General features: G+C 61.3%; 18 protein-coding genes and 1 pseudogene. 13 read left to right on the top strand and 6 right to left on the bottom strand.

What is annotated here, in order from left to right; all coding sequences use genetic code 11:
• Positions 1-1104, top strand: a complete 1104-nt coding sequence (locus tag K426_RS28905; RefSeq protein ID WP_004213366.1) for a replication initiator protein A — start codon at positions 1-3, stop codon at positions 1102-1104.
• A 28-nt stretch (positions 1105-1132) separates the two neighbouring features.
• On the opposite strand, the gene K426_RS28910 is transcribed toward K426_RS28905, so the two are convergent.
• The 3 genes from K426_RS28910 to K426_RS28920 form a co-directional block, all read right to left on the bottom strand.
• The gene (locus K426_RS28910; RefSeq protein WP_013038654.1) at positions 1133-1417 is read right to left on the bottom strand and encodes a ribbon-helix-helix domain-containing protein; all 285 of its coding nucleotides are present in this window, start codon (positions 1415-1417) and stop codon (positions 1133-1135) included.
• On the bottom strand, positions 1417-2052 hold the full coding sequence (locus K426_RS28915) for a nucleotide-binding protein (RefSeq protein ID WP_004213364.1): 636 nt from the start codon (positions 2050-2052) through the stop codon (positions 1417-1419). The genes K426_RS28910 and K426_RS28915 overlap by 1 nt, the downstream gene beginning before the upstream one ends.
• A gap of 121 nt (positions 2053-2173) precedes the next feature.
• Positions 2174-2806, bottom strand: a complete 633-nt coding sequence (locus K426_RS28920; protein ID WP_013038655.1) for a transcription elongation protein SprT — start codon at positions 2804-2806, stop codon at positions 2174-2176.
• 418 nt (positions 2807-3224) lie between these two features.
• Here K426_RS28920 and K426_RS28925 point away from each other — a divergent pair, with 418 nt between their 5' ends.
• The 4 genes from K426_RS28925 (at position 3225) to K426_RS28945 (ending at position 4870) form a co-directional block, all read left to right on the top strand.
• Complete coding sequence (locus tag K426_RS28925) at positions 3225-3548, top strand: type II toxin-antitoxin system RelE/ParE family toxin (protein WP_013038657.1); 324 nt, start codon at positions 3225-3227, stop codon at positions 3546-3548.
• The gene (locus K426_RS28930) at positions 3545-3826 is read left to right on the top strand and encodes a helix-turn-helix domain-containing protein (protein WP_013038658.1); all 282 of its coding nucleotides are present in this window, start codon (positions 3545-3547) and stop codon (positions 3824-3826) included. Before K426_RS28925 ends, K426_RS28930 begins: the two co-directional genes overlap by 4 nt.
• A 54-nt stretch (positions 3827-3880) precedes the next feature.
• The gene (locus K426_RS28935; RefSeq protein ID WP_021223634.1) at positions 3881-4075 is read left to right on the top strand and encodes a hypothetical protein; all 195 of its coding nucleotides are present in this window, start codon (positions 3881-3883) and stop codon (positions 4073-4075) included.
• Positions 4076-4243: 168 nt separating this feature from the next.
• Positions 4244-4870 carry a histidine phosphatase family protein gene (locus K426_RS28945; RefSeq protein WP_013038661.1) on the top strand — a complete coding sequence of 209 codons (627 nt, stop codon included), beginning with the start codon at positions 4244-4246 and terminating at the stop codon, positions 4868-4870.
• Here the strand turns inward: K426_RS28945 and K426_RS31680 are convergent.
• Together K426_RS31680 and K426_RS28955 are read right to left on the bottom strand one after the other, a co-directional pair.
• Positions 4867-5352 (bottom strand): hypothetical protein, encoded by a 486-nt coding sequence (locus K426_RS31680; protein ID WP_013038662.1) that lies wholly within the window; start codon positions 5350-5352, stop codon positions 4867-4869. The two genes, K426_RS28945 and K426_RS31680, sit on opposite strands and share 4 nt — an antisense overlap.
• A gap of 15 nt (positions 5353-5367) precedes the next feature.
• A pseudogene (locus K426_RS28955) lies at positions 5368-6759 on the bottom strand (Tn3 family transposase); the annotation flags it as partial.
• Between the two features lie 63 nt (positions 6760-6822).
• On the opposite strand from K426_RS28955, the gene K426_RS28960 reads away from it, so the two are divergent.
• The 7 genes from K426_RS28960 to gorA all read left to right on the top strand — a co-directional run bounded on the left by K426_RS28960 (position 6823) and on the right by gorA (position 15008).
• Complete coding sequence (locus tag K426_RS28960; RefSeq protein WP_001389365.1) at positions 6823-7587, top strand: IS6-like element IS6100 family transposase; 765 nt, start codon at positions 6823-6825, stop codon at positions 7585-7587.
• A gap of 63 nt (positions 7588-7650) precedes the next feature.
• The gene (locus K426_RS28965; protein WP_013040175.1) at positions 7651-8634 is read left to right on the top strand and encodes an alpha-ketoacid dehydrogenase subunit beta; all 984 of its coding nucleotides are present in this window, start codon (positions 7651-7653) and stop codon (positions 8632-8634) included.
• Positions 8631-8870 (top strand): lipoyl domain-containing protein, encoded by a 240-nt coding sequence (locus K426_RS28970; RefSeq protein WP_007682525.1) that lies wholly within the window; start codon positions 8631-8633, stop codon positions 8868-8870. Before K426_RS28965 ends, K426_RS28970 begins: the two co-directional genes overlap by 4 nt.
• A 117-nt stretch (positions 8871-8987) precedes the next feature.
• Positions 8988-11522: a TonB-dependent receptor gene (locus tag K426_RS28975; protein WP_066564838.1), complete on the top strand. Its 2535-nt coding sequence runs from the start codon at positions 8988-8990 to the stop codon at positions 11520-11522.
• Positions 11523-11692: 170 nt separating this feature from the next.
• Positions 11693-12634 (top strand): XdhC family protein, encoded by a 942-nt coding sequence (locus K426_RS28980; protein WP_007682022.1) that lies wholly within the window; start codon positions 11693-11695, stop codon positions 12632-12634.
• On the top strand, positions 12631-13623 hold the full coding sequence (locus K426_RS28985) for a molybdopterin-binding protein (protein WP_007682023.1): 993 nt from the start codon (positions 12631-12633) through the stop codon (positions 13621-13623). The genes K426_RS28980 and K426_RS28985 overlap by 4 nt, the downstream gene beginning before the upstream one ends.
• A gap of 38 nt (positions 13624-13661) precedes the next feature.
• Positions 13662-15008, top strand: coding sequence for a glutathione-disulfide reductase (gene gorA / locus K426_RS28990; RefSeq protein WP_007682024.1), 1347 nt, complete (start codon positions 13662-13664; stop codon positions 15006-15008).
• Between the two features lie 134 nt (positions 15009-15142).
• Here the strand turns inward: gorA and K426_RS28995 are convergent, their stop codons facing one another.
• Positions 15143-16381, bottom strand: coding sequence for an acyl-CoA dehydrogenase family protein (locus K426_RS28995; protein ID WP_007682027.1), 1239 nt, complete (start codon positions 16379-16381; stop codon positions 15143-15145).
• 367 nt (positions 16382-16748) lie between these two features.
• On the opposite strand from K426_RS28995, the gene linX reads away from it, so the two are divergent.
• Positions 16749-17501, top strand: a complete 753-nt coding sequence (linX, locus tag K426_RS29000) for a 2,5-dichloro-2,5-cyclohexadiene-1,4-diol dehydrogenase LinX (RefSeq protein ID WP_007682029.1) — start codon at positions 16749-16751, stop codon at positions 17499-17501.
• The last annotated feature ends 234 nt before the right edge of the window (positions 17502-17735 follow it).

Consider the following 17735-nt stretch of genomic DNA (forward strand, 5'->3'; position numbering starts at 1 on the left):
ATGAAACCCCGAATCGAGCCTGACCGTCAACGAAACCCCGAACTTCCGCTTGCCGTCAACGAAACCCCGAACGGCGCGGAGGGTCGCCCTCCCCTGTTGCCGGTTCGCTATCCCGATCCCGATCTGTTCATTTGCGATGTTCTCGACGCCATCCCCAAGGATGACATGGCCTCGATGGAGCATCCGATTTTCTCGCTCGCGACCAAGCCCGATCGGCGCGTGTTCCGCTACGAGCATAACGGCAACAAGCTCGAAATCGTCCCCAGCGTCAAAGGGCTGGCGACGATCCACGACAAGGATATTCTGATCTACTGCATCTCCCAGCTCATCGGGAAGATGAACCAGGGCGAGCGGCCGAGCCGCACCTTGCACCTCACGGCGCGCGATCTGCTAGTGTGGACCAACCGGCAAACCGATGGCGACGGCTATGACCGACTGCGGAGCGCGTTCGAGCGCCTGTCGGGGACGCGGATCACCACGAACATCAAGGCCGATGGCGAGGAAATCACCGAAGGGTTCGGCCTCATCAACGAATGGCGGATCGTGCGGCAAACCCGCTCCGGCCAAATGTCGGAAATCAAGGTCACGCTCTCCGATTGGCTGTTCAAGATGGTCGAGGGGCGCAGTGTCCTGACGCTGCACCGCGACTATTTCCGTCTCCGCAAGCCGCTCGAACGGCGCATCTACGAGCTGGCGCGCAAGCATTGCGGCGCGCAGGAAAAATGGTCGATCTCGGTCGAAACGCTACAGAAAAAGACTGGCGCGAGTAGCCATCTGCGCGTGTTCCGCTCGATGCTGCGCGATCTCGTCGCGCACGATCATCTGCCCGACTATGCCGTGGAAATGAACGGCGATACGGTCACGTTCCGCAATCGCGAGGCGCTGGATACGGTCGAGGCGATCGAGGCGGAACCCGAACGGCCCTATATCGACCCCGAAGGCTTCCACGACGCCAAGAGCGTTGCGCCTGGCTATGACGTGTATGCGCTCTATGACCAATGGGTGTCATGGTGGATCGACAGCGGACGGCCGGAACTGAAAAGCCCCCGCGCCGCCTTCATCGGCTTCTGCCGCAACAAGCACAAGACCGCCCCCTTGCGCTAGTATAGGCGTATACAGCTATACACCTATACTAGCTGGTGATGCGCCCCCTCCCCTTCTTCACGAACAGGTCGTCCAGCGCCTCGCCTAGCAGGCTTTGAACGGTCGTCCCTTCCTCGGCCGCGATAATACGAAGCTGTGTGCTGACCTCCGGGGGGAAATGCCCGCCAATCAACTTGGTCCCCTGTCGGCCGCTCGGCGGGGCCTTGCGGGACACGTCTACCGGCTCGATCGCCGGCGCTGGTGCCGGGGCCGCGTCTCCGTCCGCCTTGGCGCGGTTCAGCACCGCTTGCAGACTGTTTCCGCCCTTCGCCATCACGCCGCCTCCGCTTCATTGTATAGGCGTATAGTTGTATACTCGTATAGCCGGTGGATTTCGTCGGCCGCTGGTCCGTGCGGCTCGAACTCCTGCACGGCCTGGCCTGCGGCTTGGGCGCGGAAAAAGGCTTTGCGGTTGCCGATCGTCACCGGGCAAACCGTCGCGCCCAGCTCCGCCACGGCCTGAATCGCATCGCCGGTTTCCTGACCTTGTGGGGGCACGAAGGTAAGGACCACGGCAAAGGCGCGGTCGAGCTGGCGCACAACGTCGAGCGTGTGCGTCATGCTCATGGTGTCGAATACGGCCGTCTTGGTCGGGATCAGGATGAAATCGGCTTGGCGCGCTGCCTCATAGGCCACGTCGCGCGCGACCGCCGCCCCGTCGATCACGACAAGATCGGTGCCGGCATCCTCGCAGGCTTTGAGCATGGCGGGCAGGCGCACCGGCTGAATCGACGCCACGGCGGGCGTGTCGAGCTGGCGCACGTCTTTCCAGAACGAGGCCGTCGCCTGCGGGTCCAGGTCGATGATCGCAGCGACCTTGCCGGCCTGCTCGGCCGCGACCGCCAGACAGGTGGCGAGCGTCGTTTTCCCGACGCCCCCTTTCTGTGAGAGAATGGCGAGAACCTTCATGCTACACTCCTACACGTATAGTCCTATACTTGTATACGCGGTGAACCGAGAGGGAAAGCCCTATCGTCGCTGAAATGACGATAGGGCGGCGCTGAATCTGAACTGACGAAAGCGCGGCGCATCATTCCTCCGGCTCGGCCTCGTCATCGTCCAGCGGCTCATGCTGCATCTGGCCGTGATCCTCGATCGGGCAAAGCGGCGCTCCGGCCAGCTCCAACCATTTGCGCGCGGTCCTGACGGTATAGCCGCACGTCGCGCACTCGCATTTGAGCATCCGGGTTTTCTGCTTCTTGGGCGCGGTCGACTCTCCATCCGTATCAAGGCGGGCATGGGGGAGGGGGCCGACGCTCTCCAAGATCGGCGCGATGGCCGCAAGGAACGCCTCGCCGGGGGTGGTGGCGCGCATCGGCCCGACTAGGCCCAGCCCAAGGGCGGCCCGTTTAAACGCCTTCCCATGCCCTGCCGGGATGCCGACTGCGGCATGGACCAGCTCATGCGCGAGGATGGCCGCGATCTGCGCCGGCATGGCGTCGGGCGCGTGCGCCAGGTCGGGCCGGATGAAGATTTCAAAATGGCCGTCCGCGCTCAAGCGATTATCCCAGCACTCGCCGATCGCCTTGGCCTTCGCGCCTCTGCTGGTGAAGCCGATCGCCACGCGCACGCGGTCGGGCAGGGGGGCGTCCAGCGCCTCGAACAGCGGAGCCATGCCCTGCGCCACCGCATTGAGCCAGCTTTCACGGGTTTGGTGGGTCATCGTCCTTACTCCCTTCAAATCGCCTGTCCGGCGATGGCCATGCCATCGGCCGGAACACGGACGCCCAAGAACGCCGGCGGGAGAGGGGGGCAGCGGGATTCGATGGGGGTGGAGCGGCCGCAGCGCAGCGAGGCACGGCCCCGTCTAATCCCGTTGCGGGGGAGAGAAGGCCGGGACCGGCTTTCCCCCACAAGGCAGACGACGCGCCGGCGAACGCCGGCACCTTGGCTAGCGAGATCCGCTTGCGATCTCGCCCCCGCCATGTGGGTCGTCACCTTGGGCCAAGACCGCTTGCGGGCTTGGGGAGCGCAGCGAGTAGGGCCACGGTGCCGCGCAGCGGCAGGCGCAAATCCCAGCCTCCGAACGCCCAAGGCGAAGGAGCTTGAATTAATGTCTCCGTTTTGATACACCCAGCCTCATGAAGCCGGTAGAGTGGTTGGGAAGTAGCAAGGCCGATGTTCGCGCCTTCCCCGAAGATGCGCGAACAGATGCCGGTTGGCAGCTTGAGCTTGTCCAACGCGGCGACGATCCCGACGACTGGAAGCCCATGAAAACCGTGGGGCAAGGCGTTCGGGAAATTCGCATCCGGGAAGCGTCGGGCGCGTTCCGGGTGATCTATCTGGCGACGTTGGAAGACCGGGTTCTGGTGCTTCATGCGTTCCAGAAAAAGACGCAGGCAACGGCAAAGAAAGACCTCGAACTCGCGGCGCAAAGGTTGAAACGATGGAAGGCGGAGCAATGACATCGGAAATCTATGAGAACGTGTGGGACGCGCTCGCTGATACCGAGCAGGAGGCCGCGAACCTGAAACTGCGCTCGTCCTTGCTGTATGAAATCCGCAAGGTGGTGCAGGGCTGGAATGTCTCACAGGACGAAGCGGGCAAGCGGCTTGGGCTGACACGGCCCCGGACCAATGATCTGCTGCGCGGCAAGCTGGCCAAGTTCTCCCTGGATGCGCTCGTCAACATTGCAGCGTCGGCCCATCTGCACGTCGAGTTGACGCTGAAAGAAGCGGCCTGAGCGACGGGCAAAATGGCAGGCCATCGCCCGTTTCGCGATCTTGTGGCTGATCGCATGAAGGATTGGAGTCCAGAGCGCCGCGCCCAGTATGAGGCGCGCAAGGCGCAGTTCGAGGCCGAAATGGCGGCGACGGCCGAGCTGACCGGCCAAGCCGCGACGCGCGCGGCGATCGAGGAACTGGAAGCGGGGAAGGGGGCACGCTTCCCCAGCGTCGATGCGCTTATGACGGATTTGCATGATGGCGATTGATCGGCCGCGCAAAGGGGAAACGGCTGCGGAGTTTTTCAGGCGGCGTTCCAAAGGCTCCACATTGGATGGTCTTGACCGCATCTTGGCCAAGGTGCCCGATCGGCCTCCCGAACCCGGCGACGAATTGCCCGAAGGCTGGACGCCCGATCGGCTCCGGGACAACCGGCTATGAGGGCGATTTTCATCCGCCACGGCCAAAGCACCGGCAACGCCGGCGTGCCCTGCGATGATCTCGGCGCGATCGAGCTGACGGAGCTGGGCCAGGAACAGGCGCGCGAAGTCGCGGCGAGCTGGACGCAAGCGCCCGCGCTCATCGTCACGTCGCCCTATACGCGCACCCGGCAGACGGCCGCGCCGACGATCGCGCGCTTTCCCGGCGTGCCGGTCGAAGTGTGGCCGATCGAAGAGTTCACCTATCTGCAACCGGCGCGCTGGAACGGCACGCGCAGCGCGGAGCGGATGCCGCACCTCGAACGCTATTGGAGCGCGGCCGATCCTGATTATTGCGACGGGGAAGGGGCGGAGAGCTTCGCCACCCTGCTACGGCGCTGCGAGGCCGCGCTGGCGCGGCTCGCCGCCATGCCGGCTGCATCGCTGGTCTATGTGTTCGGGCATGGGCAGTTCATCCAGGCCGCGCGCGCGATCGTCGCTGACGCCCATCTGGACGAACGGGCCAAGATGCGGGCGTTCTGGCGCAAGGGCGAGCCGCCCGCGATCGCCAACGCGCAGCGGGTAGGATTTCATTGGGAAGGTGGCCGCTGGTCCTGTGCGCCGGCGCTGGCCGGCACGGCCTAAAACTGCGCGGAAAGCCGGGGCCACAAAGCCTGAAAATCTGCTTGCAGCGTCGCCCAGCTCGCGGAGTCCAGAAACTCGCCCTGGTCGTTATCTTCAAGCCGGTGATATTGCATGACGGCCGCCTCGGCTTCGGCCTGGTGCGCCGCAAGCCATGCCTCCATCTCGCGCACGATCTCATGCTGTTCCGGCCTCAACAGCTTCGGATTGACGTAGGTTCGCACAACGAAATTCGTCGGGGTGGGGTAAAAGACGGTGTGATTCCGCATACAATATTTGTTGAAGGTCACATGGCCGCCTGAATTGTCGATCTTTGGTTCGGCCTGGAAGCGACCGAGTAGCAGGCCGCCGGCGAACGGTATGGCGAGCGGCGATCCGTTCGCCTGCCCCCCGGTCGCGCGCACGGCCAAGGCCGGCAGGATATAGGTTGTCGCCAGTCGCCGCGCGATCGAGCGCACCGCCGCGTCATGTTGGCCCCTGTGCATTATCAGGACACGGATTCACGGTAGCGGTTTGATGAGCAGCGGCATGAGGCCGTTGGCGTCGAGATCGAGGTGATCGGACCAGACATAATCGCCGGTGAGATTGATGCGATCCCAACCCAACGGCGAGAGCCGGGACAGCATAGCTGGATCGATGGGGCTTCCTCGACGACGCATTTCGTCGACGGCGCGCCCCAGATAGCGACAGTTGAACAGGATAATCGCTGCGGTGACGAGGTTGAGCGCGGCCGCTCGGGTCTGCTGGTTCTCCAGGCCACGGTCGCGAAAACGGCCGAGCCGATGGAAGGCGACCGCCCGGGCAAGGCTGTTGCGGGCCTCGCCCTTGTTCAACTCGGCAGTGACGGTACGGCGCAGAGCCGGATCCTCGAACCAGCGGAGCGTGAACAGCGTGCGCTCGATCCGCCCGATCTCCCGCAGCGCCGCAGCGAGGCTGTTCTGCTGGCGGTAGGCGGACAGCTTCTTCAGGATCAACGATGGCGTGACGGTGCGGTGACGGATCGCGCCAATGACACGTTCAATATCGGGCCAGTGGCTGACGATCAGGTCCCGGTTGAGCCTGTGACCGAACAGTGGCGCAAGCCTGCCATAGCGCTTCGAGGGTTCGAAAGCGTAGAGGCGCCGGTCGGACAGGCGAGGAATGCGCGGCTCGAAATCGAGCCCGAGGAGATGCATCGTCGCGAATACGATGTCGGAAACGCCGCCTCCATCGACGTGCAGCGCGGTCAGATCGGCGTTGCTGTCATGGCCGAGGAGCCCATCGAGCGCATGGATGGCTTCTCCTGCCGTGCCGGCGATCACCGTCTGGTGCAGCGGCGCGTAGCGGTCGGTGATGGTGGTGTAGATCTTGACCACTGGGTCGCGACCATAATGGGCGTTGACCGCTCCGCCGGCTTCGCCCGGCCCGCCCAGGTAGAAGGCCTGGCCATCCGCGGAAGCCCGGTGTCCTTGCCCAAACCAGGCGGCGATCGGCTCGGCGTGGATGGCGTCGGTCAGACAGGCGAGCGCCGCCCGAAAGGTTTCCTCGCGCATGTGCCATGTCTGCATGCGCAGCAGCGCGCGGCGTGACCCTGCGCCGCATACCTCGGCCATGCGCGACAGCCCAAGATTGGTCGCTTCGGCAATCAGAGTGGCGAGGAAGGCCTGCTCATCGCCAGGCGGCAACCCGGTCGAGACGTGCCCGAAGTGCCGGGTGAAGCCGGTCCAGCGTTCGACTTGCGACAACACGTCGGTGATACGCGTGGCAGGCAGCATGTCGTAGCAGGCAAGCGTCAGGCGCCGTCCTTCGTCGTGCCTGGCATCATCGTCCTTCAGTTCCTTGGGAAATCGCAATCGCTCGCCAGCGAACAGGGCAGCATCGCGTCCGGCCAGATTGTGGGCGACGTCGCGCAAGGGGCTCTGTTGCAAAAATCGTGAAGCTTGAGCATGCTTGGCGGAGATTGGACGGACGGAACGATGACGGATTTCAAGTGGCGCCATTTCCAGGGTGATGTGATCCTGTGGGCGGTGCGCTGGTATTGTCGCTATCCGATCAGCTATCGCGACCTTGAGGAAATGCTGGCGGAACGCGGCATTTCGGTCGACCATACGACGATCTATCGCTGGGTCCAGTGCTACGCCCCGGAGATGGAGAAGCGGCTGCGCTGGTTCTGGCGGCGTGGCTTTGATCCGAGCTGGCGCCTGGATGAAACCTACGTCAAGGTGCGGGGCAAGTGGACCTACCTGTACCGGGCAGTCGACAAGCGGGGCGACACGATCGATTTCTACCTGTCGCCGACCCGCAGCGCCAAGGCAGCGAAGCGGTTCCTGGGCAAGGCCCTGCGAGGCCTGAAGCACTGGGAAAAGCCTGCCACGCTCAATACCGACAAAGCGCCGAGCTATGGTGCAGCGATCACCGAATTGAAGCGCGAAGGAAAGCTGGACCGGGAGACGGCCCACCGGCAGGTGAAGTATCTCAATAACGTGATCGAGGCCGATCACGGAAAGCTCAAGATACTGATCAAGCCGGTGCGCGGTTTCAAATCGATCCCCACGGCCTATGCCACGATCAAGGGATTCGAAGTCATGCGAGCCCTGCGCAAAGGACAGGCTCGCCCCTGGTGCCTGCAGCCCGGCATCAGGGGCGAGGTGCGCCTTGTGGAGAGAGCTTTTGGCATTGGGCCCTCGGCGCTGACGGAGGCCATGGGCATGCTCAACCACCATTTCGCAGCAGCCGCCTGATCGGCGCAGAGCGACAGCCTACCTCTGACTGCCGCCAATCTTTGCAACAGAGCCTGTTCGCCAATGGCTAAGCGGCGCCTCATCCATGCTGTCAACGAAGCGCTTCATGAAGAAATGGAGCGCGACGATCGTGTGATCCTCTATGGCGAGGATGTCAGGATCGGCTTGTTCGGCGATACACGCGGCCTCTTCGACAAGTTCGGGGGCAAGCGGGTGATCAACACGCCAATCTCCGAGGTTGTCATGACCGGTATGGCGGTTGGGATGGCAGCGGCCGGCTATCGCCCGATCTGCCACATGATGTATGGCAACTTCCTTTATACCGGCTTTGACTCCATCGCGAACCAGGCCGCCAAGCTTCGCTATATGACGGCGGGCCAGCTCAAGCTGCCGCTCGTTTACCTGGCATCTACAGGTGCCGGCCGCTCATCTGGCGCCCAGCATTCCGATGCACCCTATCCAGGCGTTATGAACCTTGGCGGCATCAAGGTCGTGATCCCCAGCACGCCAGCCGACGCCAAGGGTTTGATGAAGGCCAGCATCCGTGAGGATAATCCGGTCCTCTTCCTGCTGCCCACCCGCCGCGGCGGCGAGCAAGGAGAAGTGCCCGATGGCGATCATGTCGTGCCGCTCGGCAAGGGATCGGTGAAGCGCGAGGGTCGCGATGTCACGGTGGTCGCGATCGGTGTGATGGTGCGTCATGCAATGCGCGCAGCGGCGACATTGTCCGAAGAGGGGATCGAGGTCGAAGTTGTCGATCCGATGACGCTCTTCCCGCTCGATAAGGAGCTGATCCTGGCCTCGGTTCGCAAGACCGGGCGCCTAGTAATCCTCGATGAGGCGCGTGCTACATGCAGCGCCGCAAGTGAAATTGCCGCTATCGTCGCCGAACAGGGTTTTGCTTCGTTGCGTGGTCCCGTGCGCCGGGTCACCGTGCAGGATGTGGCGATCCCGTTCGCGCCCCATCTCGAAAATGCGGTGATCCCTGATGAGGCTATGGTTGAGGCTGCGATCCGCGCGGCTGTACGCGATGGAGACGTTGCATGAAGATGTCGCTTAAGTTGCCGATGTTTGGCATGAACATGGAAGAAGGCACGATCGCTCGCTGGCACGTACAGCTGGGCGCAGACTTTGCTCTCGGTGACATCCTTTATGAGGTGGAAACCGAAAAGGTGACGTCCGAGGTGGAAGCCCCGTGCGATGGAACTCTCATTGAAATATTGGTTTCTGAAGGTGATGATGCTGCTGTTGGAGCGGCAGTCTGCCGAATAGAAACGAAATAATTGTCCTGACACCGGAGTGAAGTGGGCAGGAGACACGGATAGTTTTTCAACGCGACCGAAGAAAAAATGTTTAAGAGCGCGAAACGATACTTCGGTCATATCTAGGGAGGGATGGTTATGATTGTCAGACCAGAAAGCACAACGAAACGGCACGGCATTAACTTATACGCATCGGGCGTCGCGCTTCTTTGCTTCTGTTCGCCCGCATTCGCCCAGAGCGAGGCTCCGGCGGAGCAGCCTGCTGCCCAATCCGCAGCCGCCGAAGCGCCGCAGAGTGAAAGTCTGGGTGCCGGCGAGATCATCGTCACCGCCAGCAAGCGCGCTGAATCGATCAACAAGGTCGGCCTCACGATTGCGGCGGTCAGTGGCGATCAGCTCGTCAAGCAGGGTATCAGCAGCGTCCAGGATTTGACCAAGGCCGTCCCGGGTCTGACCTATGCGCGGTCGGCATTCGGCACCCCGGTGTTCACGCTGCGTGGCGTCGGCTATTTCGATACCGCTCTGGCGGCATCGCCTGCGGTTAGCGTTTATGTCGACCAGGCGCCTCTCAGCTTCTCCGCGCTGCCCGGCATCGGGGTCGGTTTGGACATGGAGCGTGTTGAGGTACTGAAAGGTCCGCAGGGCATTCTGTTCGGCCAGAATTCCACCGGCGGCGCGATCAACTACATCGCCAACAAGCCGACCGACACTCTGACGAGCGGGTTCAGCCTTGGCTATGGACGATTTAGCACGGTTGAAGGCGAAGCTTTCATCAGTGGACCTGTGACCGACACGCTCAATATACGGCTCGCTGGCCGCAGCACTTATGCGGGATCGTGGCAGAAAAATTACTTCTCTCGTCCAGGTGACGAGTTCGGGAAGCGGCGGGAATTCGCTGGCCGTATCACTCTAGACTGGAAGCCCACCGATAGACTCAGTTTCATGGCCAGCCTGAGTGGTTGGCATGACGGCAGCGAGCCGCAGATCGGGCAGTACATCTTCCTGCGTCCTGCCACGGCGGGGCAGGAGCAATTTTTGAGCCCTCAGCTTTATAATTTCGAAACGGGTACATTGGTGACGCCATATGCGCCGCGCAAGGCGCGCGCCGCCGATTGGTCCGCGGATGCTGAACCTTTCCGTGACGACAGAATGTATAATGCCGCGCTGCGTACCGACTATGACGTGACCGATAATCTGACCCTGACCTCGATCACTTCTTATTCGGACTATAAGCGTAATAGCCGGGCGGCGGATGACGGCACTGCGGTGCAAGACTATGATTATGTCGCCAACGACGGATATATTCGTGACTTCAACCAGGAATTGCGCCTGTCGAACGACGCCGCATCGCGCATGCGGGTCACCGTCGGTGCTAATTATCAGCACAGCAAAGTCTATGAGCTAAGCAAGCTTTCCGATGGAGATAGCATCATCTCGAATTTCTCTCAGATAGACGGGACGAGCACTTTGCTGCCGGTGCCATTTTCCAGAGCATCGGATTTCAGCCGGCAGACGATCGAAAATTATGCGTTCTTTGGAAACGTCGATTTCGATGTGACAGACACCATCACGGTGAAGGGTGGCCTTCGCTATACGAACAGCAAGCGCCATTTCGTCGGCTGTACCTTTGATAATAATTTCGACCCGATACATGGCGACGACGCCCAGCGCAGGCTGTTCGACATTATCCACACGTTCGCCAGATCCCTGGTGGGCCTGGGAGCATCGACCCCCCTGCAGCCGGGTGACTGCACCAGTGCGATCGACCCGCTGACGGATGCCAACGGCAATCCACTTATCGGTGTAGAGAATGGGCAACGGCCGGATGCCTTTGAGAGCATCCTCGGCGATACCAACCTCAATGAGGATAATCTGTCCTGGAAGGTTGGCGTCGACTTCAAGCCGGTGGCTGGTTCGCTATTTTACGCGAACGTGACCAAGGGCTATAAGGCAGGCAGCTTCCCAACGATTACGGCGGCGTTTGTCAGTCAATATCGTCCGGTCGTTCAGGAATCGGTCATTGCCTACGAAGCGGGTTTCAAGCAGGAGCTGTTCGACCGCTCGGTGCTGCTCACCGGTGCTGGCTTCTACTATGACTACCGCAACAAGCAGCTGAGGGGCTTCTTCGATCAGCCGCCTTTCGGCATCGTGTTCGCACTCGACAACGTGCCTAAGTCCACCGTCAAGGGCGGTGAGCTGGCCATCGTATGGCGGCCGGTCGATGGCCTCAACCTCAGTGGCGCGGTGACCTATGTCGACACGAAGATCAAAAAATACTCCGGTCTGAATTCCGACGGGGTATTTACTGACTTTGCCGGCGACCGGGTGCCATTCGCTCCGAAATGGAATGCGAGTGCAAACGCCGACTATACCGTTCCGCTTGGCGCCAGCCTGGCAGTGAATTTGGGTGCCAGCCTGACCTATAACAGCAGCACGCAGGCTGCGATCGGTCATGATGCGGTGACGAAGGCGGTAACCTACATCAAGCCGTTTACCACCGTTGATGCTCGCATTGCACTTCAGGATGCGGACAATGCATGGCAGGTCCAGTTCTGGGTGAAGAATCTGACCAACGAATATTACTGGAACAACGTAGCGTTCCTGTCCGATACGGCGGTTCGGTATGCGGCCATGCCACGCACCTACGGAGTAAAGACCAGCTTCCGTTTCTAAAGCTGATCGGAGGATCTTGGGTTGGTCTGTCGAGATTGGCCTGGGATCTCCCCTCCTCTGCCGGCATGAAGCCGGTGGTGCATTGAATGGATACGGCCGGAGCATCCGATTTTTCGGACGCTCCGGCCGTAATCCTTTAAGTTCAGCATTTTTTGGATCAGAATGGGATCATGGCTGAGGCAGCGGATGACCTGGATGTCGTGATAGATGCCGCGGCGCTATGGCTTGCGGCGGGCCGTCATGTCGCGCTTGCCACAGTGATCGAGACCTGGGGGTCGGCGCCTCGGCGGGCGGGATCCCATCTGGTGATCCGCGACGACGGAATTTTCGAAGGCTCCGTCAGCGGCGGTTGTGTCGAAGGCGACGTCATCGTTCAGGCTCTCGAATTGATTGCGGCAGGGGGCGGCTTTCGTCGCCTGGATTATGGCGTGGCTGACGCGCAGGCCTGGGAGGTGGGACTTGCTTGCGGCGGCCGAATCTCCATCCTGTTACAGACCGTCGATGGGGCACATTTTCCGCCTGCGCTGATCGAGCGTATCGTTGATGCACGGGCGCAGGGTTTGCCGCTGGGTCTGGCGACGGATCTGACAAGCGGTGCGACCCGCGAGAATGCGGCCCCTCTGAAGGAATGGTTCTTCAATCTCTATCCTCCGCGCCGTCGTCTCGCGATCGTGGGGGCGGTTCATATCGCCCAGCTGCTCGTCCCGATGGCGCGCCTTGCGGGCTATGAGACAACCGTTATCGATCCGCGCGGCATGTTCGCGGCGGCTGCCCGATTTGATCAACCTGTAGACGAGAATTGGCCCGACGAAGCGCTTGATCGTTGGCGCCCGGACGGCGGCTCCGCGGTAGTCAGTTTGACGCATGATCCAAAGCTTGATGATCCGGCGCTGGCGCGCGCTCTGAACTCGCCGGCCTTCTATATCGGCGCATTGGGATCACGAAAAACACATGCTGCCCGGCTCGAGCGGCTCGGCGCCGCCGGCTTCACGGATAAGGAGCTCGCCCGCATCCATGGGCCGGCAGGGCTCCCAATCGGTGCGGCGGGACCAGCCGAGATCGCCGTTTCCATCCTGGCCGAGATGACGACAGTCTTGCGGAGCTCGAAGTGAGGTTTGGACGGGTATCGCTGGAAGAGGCCGAGGGTGCGATCCTGGCCCATAGCCTCTCGATTCCGGGACGCCGCTTGCCAAAAGGGCGCGTGCTCGATTGCGATGATCTGGCGGCGGTCCGGCATGCGGGATTGGAAGCGCTCACCGTTGCTCGGCTCGATACGGACGATATTGGTGAAAATGATGTCGCGATGGCGATTGCGCAGAGGCTGGCCGGAGATCATGTCCGCGCCGAACCTCCCGTCCATGGGCGGGCTGATCTGATCGCCGAGACGAACGGCCTTCTCGTTTATGCACCCGACGGCATAGGCAAGCTCAATCGGGCAACGGAGGCGATCACATTCGCCGCCGTCGCGCCGATGACGCCGGTGCGCGCGGGCGACGTGGTAGGCACCGTCAAGATAATTCCCTATGCGGTGCCCCGAGCCGAACTTGTCTCAGCGGGGCAAGTCGCGGATGGTTGCAAGGTCCGTATAGCTGCATTCGGGCCCCTCTCGGTCAATCTCGTGCAAACCAGTCTAGGCAGCGTAAGCCTCAAGCTTCTCGCCAAGACCGAAACCGTTATAAGGCAGCGAGTCGAGAGGCTTGGCGGACATTTGAATCATGTGTGGATCTGCGATCATGATGAAGCGGCTCTAACCAATTTGCTCGCGGACTCTTCGGAGGCGGATCTTGTGCTGATCATGGCGGCATCGGCGACGGCCGACCGCGAAGATGTGGTCCCCGCGGCCATTCGACAAGCGGGCGGGCGCGTGGAGCGGGTGGGAATGCCGGTCGATCCCGGCAATCTCCTGTGCCTCGGTTGGTTGCGCAGGCGGGCTGTCATTGGGTTGCCGGGTTGTGCACGTAGCCCCCTGCGTAATGGAGTTGATCTGATATTGGAGCGGCTCTTCGCTGGGTTCGGCGTGGATAGCGATGTGATCGCCGGCATGGGAGTCGGCGGTCTGCTCGGGGATGGAGGCGGACGACTCGATGCGCGCGCCCTCTAGCTGTAGAAAAACAACACTTACTTGGTTGGGATTATTGGATGTTGACCTACGACTATGATCTGTTCGTCATTGGGGCGGGCTCGGGCGGAGTGCGCGCGGCGCGGGTTTCGGCAGCCTATGGCGCGCGGGTGGCGGTCGCCGAGGAGCATCGGGTGGGCGGCACCTGCGTGATCCGGGGCTGCGTGCCCAAGAAGCTGCTCGTCTATGGCTCGCATTTCGCCGAGGATCTGCAGGATGCACGGCGCTTTGGCTGGAAGGTGCCCGATTGCGAATTTGACTGGTCGGCGCTGCGCGACAATGTGCTCGCCGAGGTCTCGCGGCTCGAAGGTCTCTACACCGAGACGCTCGGCAACAATAAGGTCGAGATCATCCGCGAGCGGGCGACCGTCGCCGGGCCGCATGAGGTGCTGCTCGGCTCGGGCCAGACGATCACCGCCGGCAAAATCCTGATCGCAACCGGCGCTTGGCCGATCGTACCCCATTTTCCGGGGGCCGAGCATGGCATCACCTCGAATGAAGTGTTCCATCTCGATACCTTCCCCAAGCGCGTGGTGATCGCAGGGGCGGGCTATATCGCCAATGAATTTGCCGGCATCTTCCACCAGTTTGGTGCGCATGTGACGCTGGTCAACCGCACCGACGTGATCCTGCGCGGCTATGACGAGCAGATCCGCGACCGGCTGCTCCAGATCTCGATGACCAAGGGGATCGAGTTCAAATTCCACGTCGCCTTCGAGAAGGTCGACAAGCAACCGGACGGCTCGCTGCTGGTGCACATGACCGGCCATGAGCCGATCCCGGCCGACATGCTGCTATTCGCCACCGGCCGACGCCCGCATACCGAAAATCTCGGGCTGGAGACGGCCGACGTCGCACTCGACGCCAAGGGCGCGATCAAGGTGGACGACGACAACCGCTCGAGCTGCGCCAGCATCTATGCGGTGGGCGACGTCACCAACCGGGTGCAGCTGACGCCGGTCGCGATCCGCGAGGGCCAGGCCTTTGCCGACACTGTGTTCGGCAATAATCCCCGCCGGGTCGATTATGGCTGCATCCCGTCCGCCGTATTCAGCCATCCGCCGATGGCGGGCGTGGGCATGACCGAGGCCGAGGCGCGCAACAAGCTCGGTGAGGTCAAGGTCTACACCTCCGACTTCCGGGCGATGAAGAATGTGCTCGCCGACCGCCACGAGCGCGCGCTCTACAAGCTGGTCGTCCATCCTGAGACCGACGTGGTGGTCGGCATCCACATGATCGGCCCCGACGCGCCTGAAATCCTGCAGGCCGCCGCGATCGCGGTGAAGGCGAGGCTCACCAAGGCCCAGTTCGACGATACCGTAGCACTGCATCCCTCTATGGCCGAGGAACTGGTGCTGATGCGGTAGGGCTTGGGTTGCCAGCTACCGACGTATGCGCCTGGGCGCTGCGTCGGTCATGCGCTTGGCCTGCCGTTCGCCTGAACGCGACCGGCAGGCCGTTAGCTGGTCATTGCGACCGAATAACAGGGTCGGCAATTCAACTATTGACGATAGCGGCGCATTTCGAGGCGAGCGATCGCGCGGTTGTGAACCTCATCCGGCCCATCCACCAGGCGCATTGTGCGGAGATGTGCATAGGCGCGCGCAAGGCCGAAGTCGTCGGCGACGCCCGCGCCGCCATGCGCCTGGATCGCATCGTCGGCGATCTTCAACGCCATATGCGGCCCCGCCACCTTGATCATCGCGATTTCCGCTTGTGCTGCCTTGGCCCCAAGCTTGTCCATCACGTCGGCGGCCTTGAGGCATAGGAGGCGGGTCATTTCAAGTGACGTCCGTGCTTCGGCGATCCGCTGCTCCCAGATGGAATGCTCTGCTAGGCGTTTCCCAAAGGCAGTGCGCGAAAGGAGCCGCTCCACCATTTTCTTCAAGATTTCCTCGGCCAAGCCAATCGTGCGCATACAGTGATGGATTCGGCCTGGCCCCAATCGCCCCTGAGCAATTTCAAAGCCGCGCCCCTCGCCGAGCAGCATATTCTCGACCGGAACGCGAACATCCTTCAGCTCGACTTCGCCATGACCATGAGGCGCATCGTCATAGCCAAACACAGGAAGCATTCGCAGAACCTTAACCCCCGGCGTGTCGAGCGGCAGGAGGATCATGCTCTGCTGAGCATGGCGCGGGGCATCAGGATCGGTCTTTCCCATGAGAATGCCGACCGAGCATCGAGGATCGCCTATGCCCGAAGACCACCATTTGCGGCCGTTGATCACATAATGGTCGCCGTCACAAACGATGGAGGTTTCGATATTGGTGGCGTCAGAGGATGCGACTCGCGGCTCGGTCATCAGAAAGACCGAGCGAATCTTCCCCTCCATCAGCGGCCGGAGCCAGCGCTCCTTATGCTCGCGAGTTCCATAGCGGTGCAGGACCTCCATGTTGCCGGTATCGGGCGCGGAGCAGTTGAACACCTCGGACGCCCATTCGATGCGGCCCATCTCTTCCGCGCAGGAGGCATATTCCAGATTGGTAAGGCCCGGAGCGACGAACTCGAAGCTGCTGTCGACGGGATTGTGGCCGGCCAGCGGCGGCATGAAAAGATTCCATATGCCGTCCGCTTTCGCGCGCTCCTTCAATTCCTCGATTATCGGCAGAGTCTTCCACCGCTCTCCACTAGCCTGCTGCGCGGCATAGGTCTCATCATGGGGCCGAACCACATCGTTCATGAAATTACGGACCCGATCACGCCACATGGTTTCCGCGGGCGACATCGTGAAATTCATATTGCAGTCCTTATCTGGCCCATGGGCATGATGACCACATGGTAATTATCATTAACCCCTGCATGATCCAAGCGATTCGATAAAAGGAGGGCATGCGCCATCTGCGTAGGCTTTTTCACTTCGAGTCGGAGATTGCAGGCCGCGAACGCTGTAAAGGAAGCCATTGTAGAACATAGAGTATGAACCAGCGCCTTTCGCCCCGGCTGGACAAGAGGGCATTTCGTCCTCTCGCAAAGCAGGCTTGTAACCATGTGGTAAGTATGCTCTGATCTTTCAGGCTGGTGCCAGGCACATGGGGCCACTGGCGATGTGGTCAAGGCTGAAGCGAAGTCAATTCGCGCAGTTGAGCATTTTCGGAGGATGAAGAATGGCTAACAGACTCGCAGGCAAGGTTGCGCTCATCACGGGTGGAGCGAGCGGGCTCGGCGCCGCTCAGGCGAAGCGTTTCGCGGAAGAAGGCGCCAAGGTCGTAATCGGCGACCTCAATGAAGAGATGGCCAAGGGCGTCGTAGCCGAAATCAGGGCTGCTGGTGGCGATGCGCTCTTCATTCGGTTGGATGTTACCGATGCGGCGAGCTGGAATAATGCGATTGCCGCTGCCGTCGAGGCTTTTGGCGGGCTTACGACTCTATCCAACACTGCCGGTATCATTCATCCTGGCGGCTTCGAGGAGGAGAGCATTGAAGGCTGGAACAAGATGGTGGCGGTCAATCAGACTGCTATCTTCCTCGGAATCAAGGCGGCAATCCCCGAGCTGGTGAAGTCGGGCAATGGCTCGATCATCAACATCAGTTCGTTGATCGGCATGTTTCCCACCGCCGGCAATGCCAGCTACTGTGCCACCAAAGCGGCCGTGCGCATCATGAGCAAGGCGGCGGCGCTGGAGTTTGTGGACCGCGGCGTTCGGGTGAATACGATCGTGCCCGGCGGAATGAACACGCCGATCACGGCGAATGTCCCCCCTGACGTGCTGAAGCAGCAGACAAGCCAGATCCCCATGGGAAAGCTCGGTGACCCGATCGACATTGCCAACGGCGCGCTTTTTCTGGCCTCTGACGAGGCGAAATATATTACTGGCGTGGATCTGCCGATTGACGGAGGCTGGTCCGTGGGTGTTTGAACTCATTGATATTATTTGTGAAAACACAGCATTAGAAAGTGAAAGCGCGCGGCTGCGTGCCGCGCGCAAAGGGGCAGCATTAGCGGGCCAGGGGACTTGGACATTTAGTCTCACTTTTCGGTCCGGTTCCTCAGAATCCAGCTTGACTACCAACTGGTAATTGTGCTTGGATCAAGGTCCGGTGATCGGCCCAGTTGTTGTGCATCGGAAAAAAGAACCCTCAGCGACGCGGGT

The organism is Sphingobium sp. TKS, from assembly GCF_001563265.1.
In the GTDB taxonomy this organism is placed as follows: domain Bacteria; phylum Pseudomonadota; class Alphaproteobacteria; order Sphingomonadales; family Sphingomonadaceae; genus Sphingobium.